The sequence below is a fragment of the Synechococcus sp. H55.11 genome (assembly GCF_047462475.1).
Classification (GTDB): domain Bacteria; phylum Cyanobacteriota; class Cyanobacteriia; order Thermostichales; family Thermostichaceae; genus Thermostichus.
This window is the reverse complement of sequence record NZ_JANSJI010000303.1, coordinates 1-675: the sequence shown is the minus strand read 5'-3', so window position 1 is coordinate 675 and position 675 is coordinate 1. Positions and strand designations below refer to the sequence as shown.

Annotated in this window: 1 pseudogene; it reads left to right on the top strand. The window is 54.8% G+C overall.

From position 1 onward, the window contains the following. Nucleotides 1-181: 181 nt before the first annotated feature. Nucleotides 182-675 (top strand): annotated as a pseudogene (locus NW853_RS12125) (hypothetical protein); the annotation flags it as partial.

Sequence of the window (675 nt, the reverse complement as noted above, 5' to 3'; positions counted from 1 at the left end):
CGAGCAGAGCACCTGGCCCAAAAGCTGCGGGAACTAGGGGTGAATCCGGGTACATTAGGCTAGAGAGAACGAAACGCCAGGGATCCCTTCCATGCAGTGCCAAGACCTTGCTCAGGAGCTGGCTTCGGAGCTGGAGCAAGTCGGGAGTCTCGCTCAGCTATTAGACTGGGCTCTAGGTTGCATGCCTGAACAGCAGATCTTTTGTCAGATCGGCTGGGAAAACTCAGGAGCTGTGCTAGAGGTGATGCTTCGCCACTCGGAAAAGTTAGCAGTAATTCTACGGGATCCGCTCCAGAATTCTTCTAAAAAATTGCCCAGCACGGAAGATCTCCAAGCCCAGATCCTTCGGCTAGGGTTAGGGGAACGGGTTTTGCTGCTAGAAGGATCCATCCCCGCTCTTCTGGCAGATTTGGGGGAAGGATTTCCCGATGCCCGAATTGGCGTTTGCTTCTGGGCGGAGCTTGTTGACTATCGCACCCATTTGCTCCAGTCCCTGCTTCTGCGGGATTACCTGGCTGAGCCGGCCCTGTACTTGGTCGATCACTGCCGCTACGGATCCCTTGCCCAATCGACCTTAGACTTGATGGGGGTGGATCCCGCTTTTCATCTGCAAAAAGCTTTTCCCAAGCTCAGCCAAGGGATCCATCTCTTGAGCTGGGATCCCCAACACAGAGC